A 4,777-nucleotide genomic window follows, 5' to 3' on the forward strand; every position below is an offset into this window, starting at 1 on the left:
GGGCGCCGGAGTGGCTGGCCGCCCACGGCTGGGCGCCGTCGACGGTCACCCGCGCCGAGCTGGCCGCCGCCTACGGCCGGCCATCGGACGACGACGCGACCGCCGGCGGCTTCGTCACAGCCGTGCGTCAGAGCTCGACGTTGCGGTAGAGCGCGCCGACCTCGGTCTTCGTCAGCCGCCGGATCGAGCCGACGCGCTGGTTGCCGAGCTGGACGTCGCCGACCGCGGTCCGGACCAGCTTGAGCACCGGGTGGCCGGTGTCCTTGAGCAGCCGGCGCACGATGTGCTTCTTGCCCTCGTGGATCACGAGCTCGACCAGCGACTTGCCGGAGTGCATGTCCTTCACCCGGAACTGGTCGACCTTGACGATGCCGTCGGGCAGCTCCCAGCCGTTGCGCAGCTCCTTGCCGAGCCCGCGCGGGACCAGGCCGTCGACCTCGGCGAGGTAGGTCTTGAGCACCCGGTAGGACGGGTGCATCAGCCGGTGCCCGAGGTCGCCGTCGTTGGTCAGCAGCAGCAGGCCCTCGGTGTTCTCGTCGAGCCGGCCGACGTGCACGACACCGGGCGTCTCCTCGTAGCGGCCGGCCAGGTAGTCGCCGACGCACGGGCGGCCGCGGTCGTCCGACATCGTCGAGTGCACGCCCTTGGGCTTGTTCAGGGCGAGGTAGATCAGGTCGTCGCGCAGGTTCACCCGGGTGCCGTCGACGTGGATGACCGCCTCGTCCGGGTGCACCCGGCGGCCCAGCTCGGTGACGATCTCGCCGTCGACCTCGACCCGGCCGGCGACGATCAGGTCTTCCGCCGCGCGCCGGGAGGCGACCCCGGCCTGCGACAGCACCTTCTGCAGGCGGATGCCGTCGGGGTGCTCACTGGATGTCATCGATGGTGTCCACTTCGGGTAGCAACGGAGCGATCGCGGGCAGGTCGTTCAGTGACGACAGCCCCAGTCGCTCCAGGAACAGCTCGGTCGTCACGTACAGCGTGCCGGTCGTGTCGGGGTCGGTCCCCATCTCTTCGATGAGGCCGCGCGCGAGCAGCGTCCGGATCACGCCGTCCACGTTCACGCCGCGCACCGCGGCGACCCTGGCCCGGGTCACCGGCTGCCGGTACGCGATCACGGCGAGGCTCTCGAGCGCGGCCCGGGTCAGCTTCGAACGCTGGCCGTCCAGCAGGAGCTTCTCCACGAACGGGGCATAGACGTCCCTAGTGTAGAACCGCCACCCTTCGCCGACGCGCCGCAGGTCGATCCCGGAGGTCCGATCGGTGAACTTCTGCGCCATGGTGCGCAGCGCGACGACGATCCGCGCCTTCGGCTGCTCGAGGGTTTCGGCGAGCAGCTCCTCGCTGGCCGGCGAGTCGACGACGAGCAGGAGGGACTCGAGTGCCGCTTCGAGGGCTTCGTCGGAGGTGACGTCGGGCAGCAGGCTGATGTCCCCGCTGGCGACCAGGTCCGACTCGGGATCATCAGCCCCCGGCTCGCCTTCCCCGTCCTCCGCGGACGCGTCGCTTTCACGTGAAAGCTCCGCCTCCGCCTCGGGATCCGCACTTTCACGTGAAAGTGCGGGCTCGGCGGCCACCGGCTCCACCGGTGCGCCGTCGTCGTCGACCGGCTCGCCGGACAGGGCCTCGTCCAGTGCCAGCTCCGCCGCGGCCTCCCCCGGCGGCACCGGCGCTTCGGCTGCTTCGTCGTTCTCGGGGCTCACCCGTACTCCTCTTCGTCTCCGGCGACGCGGTCCAGCTCGGCCGCCGCGGAGGCTTCTTCCTTCGAGCCGCCCGTCCAGCGGACGTGCAGTTCCGCCAGTGCCTCGCTCTGCTCGAACTGGACCGACGACTCGCGGTAGAGCTCCAGCAGCGCCAGGAAGCGCGCCACGATCTCCACCGTGTGCTCGCAGTCGTCGACCAGCTCGCCGAACGTCGCCTGGCCGCGCTCGGCCAGCATGATCCGCAGGATGCCCGCGTGCTCGCGCACCGAGATGCGGCCCATGTGGATGTGCGCGATCGACACCGTCGGCGGCGGCTTCGGCCGGAACACCGCCACCGCGATCTCCGCGAACTTCTGCGGCGTGACGCCCAGCATCACCTCGGGCAGCAGCCCGACGAACCGCTCCTCCAGCGCCACCGACCGCGGGTACCGCCGCAGCGCGCCCTGTTCCAGCTCGCCGAACAGCGCCGCCACCTGCTTGTACGCGCGGTACTGCAGCACCCGCGCGAAGAGCAGGTCGCGGGCTTCCAGCAACGCCAGGTCGTCTTCGCTCTCGACCTCGGCCGCGGGCAGCAGGCGCGCCGCTTTCAGGTCCAGGAGCGTGGCCGCGATGACCAGGAACTCCGTCGTCTCGTCGAGGTTCCACTCGGTGCCCAGCGCGCGCGTGTACGCGATGAAGTCGTCGGTGACCCGGTGCAGCGCCACCTCGGTGACGTCGAGCTGGTGCTGCGAGATGAGCTGCAGCAGCAGGTCGAACGGCCCTTCGAAGTTGGCCAGCCGCACCTTGAACTTCGACGTGCTCAGTTCTTCGGTGTTGACGCCTTCGGGGATCATCCCGCCGTGCACCGTCTGGTGCTCTTCGGGGACCTGTTCCTCCGGAGCCGGTGCCGGCTCGTCCATCAGCCCTCGGTTTCGCCGCCGTCTGAGCCGACCACCCGCAGCCGCTGCACCAGCACCGAGTCCTCGCCGTTGGCGTCGAAGTCGGCCAGCAGCACCGCGACCGCCTCGCGGACCAGCCGGCCGCGGTCGACGACCAGCTCGTGCTTGGCGCGCAGCGTCAGCCGGGCCTGCTCCATGGCCACGAGCTCGTCGCCGGAGACGTAGACGGTGATCTTCGCGTCGTGCTTGGTCCGGCCGGACCCGTGCGGGGCCGCGCTGCGGGCCAGCTGTTCCGTCCGGCCGTTGCCCGCGGGCTTGGCCTTCTCGACGGGCTCGGCGGGCGCGGGCGGTGCCTTCGGCGGGAGGTCGAGGGCGGGGCTGGAGGTGATCCTGAAGAGTTCCGACGCTCCGGGCAGGGAAGCGCGCCTGCTCACCGAGCGATCACCTCGCGGGCCAGCTGGCGGTACGCCGCCGCGCCGGCCGACTTGGGCGCCCAGGTCGTGATCGGCTCACCCGCGACCGTCGTCTCGGGGAACCGCACGGTGCGGTTGATGACCGTGTCGAACACGGTCTCGCCGAATGCCTCCACCACGCGAGCCATGACCTCCTTCGAATGCAGGGTTCTCGGGTCGTACATGGTGGCGAGAATCCCCACGATGTCCAGTTTGGGGTTGAGGCGTTCCTGGACCTTCTCGATGGTGTCGATCAGGAGAGCTACGCCTCGCAGACTGAAGAACTCGCACTCCAGCGGGATGATCACGCCGTCCGCGGCGGTCAGCGCGTTCACCGTGAGCAGGCCGAGCGAGGGCTGGCAGTCCACAAGAACATAGTCGTAGTCGTTCATGACCGGACGAAGGACCCGTAACAACGTGTGCTCGCGCCCTACCTCAGCGACGAGCTGGACCTCCGCCGCGGACAGGTCGATGTTGCTCGGCAGCAGGTCAACGCCGTCCACGCGGGTTTTCATGAGCACGTCGGTGGCACTGACCGACCGCTCCATGATGGCGTTGTAGACCGTGTGGTCCAGTTCGTGCGGCTGGATGCCGAGGCCGACGGCGAGGGCGCCCTGCGGGTCGAAGTCGACGAGCAGCACCTTGCGGCCGTACTCGGCGAGGGCGGCACCCAGGTTGATGGTCGACGTCGTCTTGCCGACGCCGCCCTTCTGGTTGCACATCGCCATGATCTTGGCCGGGCCGTGCTTCTCCAGCGGCGCCGGATCGGGGTGCTCGCGGATCGGGCGGCCGGTCGGCCCGATGCCCTCGAGCTTGACCTTCTTGCCGTTGCGCTCCTGCTGCGTTTCGTCGCCTTCGTGGATCGCGGGCGTGGCGATGGTGACCTGGCTGAGGTTCGCCGCCGCCGACCCGGCGGACTCGGCCGAAGGGGCCGGCTGGTTCGGTGTCGACATGGCGCGAAAGCTCCTTGTTCGTCAGCGTCCGCCGCAGCCTATGCGCGGAGTCGGAGCCCCGGCAAAGCAACGCGCCGGACCCGAGGGGGCAATGTCACTCGACCGTCGGTGCAGGCTGGCAAGGCTGTTGACGCTCTATAGGACCGTCTAGCCCAGTGCCCGCGGGTGCGCCGTGGCGTACACCTCGCGCAGGGTGTTGACCGTGACCAGCGTGTACACCTGCGTCGTCGTCACCGAGGCGTGGCCGAGCAGTTCCTGCACGACCCGGACGTCGGCGCCGCCTTCGAGCAGGTGCGTGGCGAAGGAGTGGCGGAGCGTGTGCGGTGAGACGGCGGCCACGATCCCCGCGCGGCCGGCGGTGTCCTTGAGCACCTGCCACGCGCTCTGCCGCGAGAGGCGGCTGCCTCGGGCGTTGAGGAACAGTGCCGCGGTGCCCCGGCCGTGCGCAGCGAGCGCCGGCCGCGCTCGGACGGTGTAGGCGTGCAGCGCGGCGAGCGCGGGCCGCCCGATCGGGACCAGCCGCTGCTTGCCGCCCTTGCCGTCGAGCAGCACCGTGCGCTCGGCGTCGTCGACGTCGTCGAGGTCCAGCCCGACCGCCTCGGAGATCCGGGCTCCGGTGGAGTAGAGCAGCTCCAGCAGCGCCCGGTCGCGCAACGGACGCTCGCCGTCCGGCGGCGGGGTCTCCAGCAGCCGGAGCACGTCGTCGACCGGCAGGGCCTTGGGCAGCCGCTTCGCGGGCGTCGGCGGGCGGACCTCGCGGGCCGGGTTGTGCTCGGTGACGCCCTCGGCGT

At 70.5% G+C, this 4,777-nt stretch carries 6 protein-coding genes; all 6 read right to left on the minus strand.

Annotation, left to right across the window (positions count from 1 at the left end; translation table 11 throughout):
• Window positions 1-127: 127 nt before the first annotated feature.
• Window positions 128-880, minus strand: a complete 753-nt coding sequence (locus tag G3I65_RS46825; RefSeq protein ID WP_160701829.1) for a pseudouridine synthase — start codon at window positions 878-880, stop codon at window positions 128-130.
• On the minus strand, window positions 867-1,703 hold the full coding sequence (gene scpB / locus G3I65_RS46830; protein ID WP_160701830.1) for an SMC-Scp complex subunit ScpB: 837 nt from the start codon (window positions 1,701-1,703) through the stop codon (window positions 867-869). Before scpB ends, G3I65_RS46825 begins: the two co-directional genes overlap by 14 nt.
• Window positions 1,700-2,602: a ScpA family protein gene (locus tag G3I65_RS46835; protein ID WP_160701831.1), complete on the minus strand. Its 903-nt coding sequence runs from the start codon at window positions 2,600-2,602 to the stop codon at window positions 1,700-1,702. Before G3I65_RS46835 ends, scpB begins: the two co-directional genes overlap by 4 nt.
• The gene (locus tag G3I65_RS46840) at window positions 2,602-3,015 is read right to left on the minus strand and encodes a cobyrinic acid a,c-diamide synthase (RefSeq protein WP_160701832.1); all 414 of its coding nucleotides are present in this window, start codon (window positions 3,013-3,015) and stop codon (window positions 2,602-2,604) included. The genes G3I65_RS46835 and G3I65_RS46840 overlap by 1 nt, the downstream gene beginning before the upstream one ends.
• The gene (locus tag G3I65_RS46845; protein ID WP_125313673.1) at window positions 3,012-3,986 is read right to left on the minus strand and encodes a ParA family protein; all 975 of its coding nucleotides are present in this window, start codon (window positions 3,984-3,986) and stop codon (window positions 3,012-3,014) included. The genes G3I65_RS46840 and G3I65_RS46845 overlap by 4 nt, the downstream gene beginning before the upstream one ends.
• A gap of 147 nt (window positions 3,987-4,133) precedes the next feature.
• Window positions 4,134-4,777 (minus strand): tyrosine recombinase (locus tag G3I65_RS46850; RefSeq protein WP_160701833.1); only part of this gene is annotated, 644 nt, incomplete at its 5' end.

It is taken from the genome of Amycolatopsis sp. SID8362, assembly GCF_010550475.1.
Lineage (GTDB): Bacteria > Actinomycetota > Actinomycetes > Mycobacteriales > Pseudonocardiaceae > Amycolatopsis > Amycolatopsis eburnea.

What these genes read in the sequence shown, in the direction of transcription:
- G3I65_RS46825 (WP_160701829.1), bottom strand. Translation starts at nt 880, where the DNA reads ATGACATCCAGTGAGCACCCCGACGGCATCCGCCTGCAGAAGGTGCTG.
- G3I65_RS46845 (WP_125313673.1), bottom strand. Translation starts at nt 3,986, where the DNA reads ATGTCGACACCGAACCAGCCGGCCCCTTCGGCCGAGTCCGCCGGGTCG.
- G3I65_RS46835 (WP_160701831.1), bottom strand. Translation starts at nt 2,602, where the DNA reads ATGGACGAGCCGGCACCGGCTCCGGAGGAACAGGTCCCCGAAGAGCAC.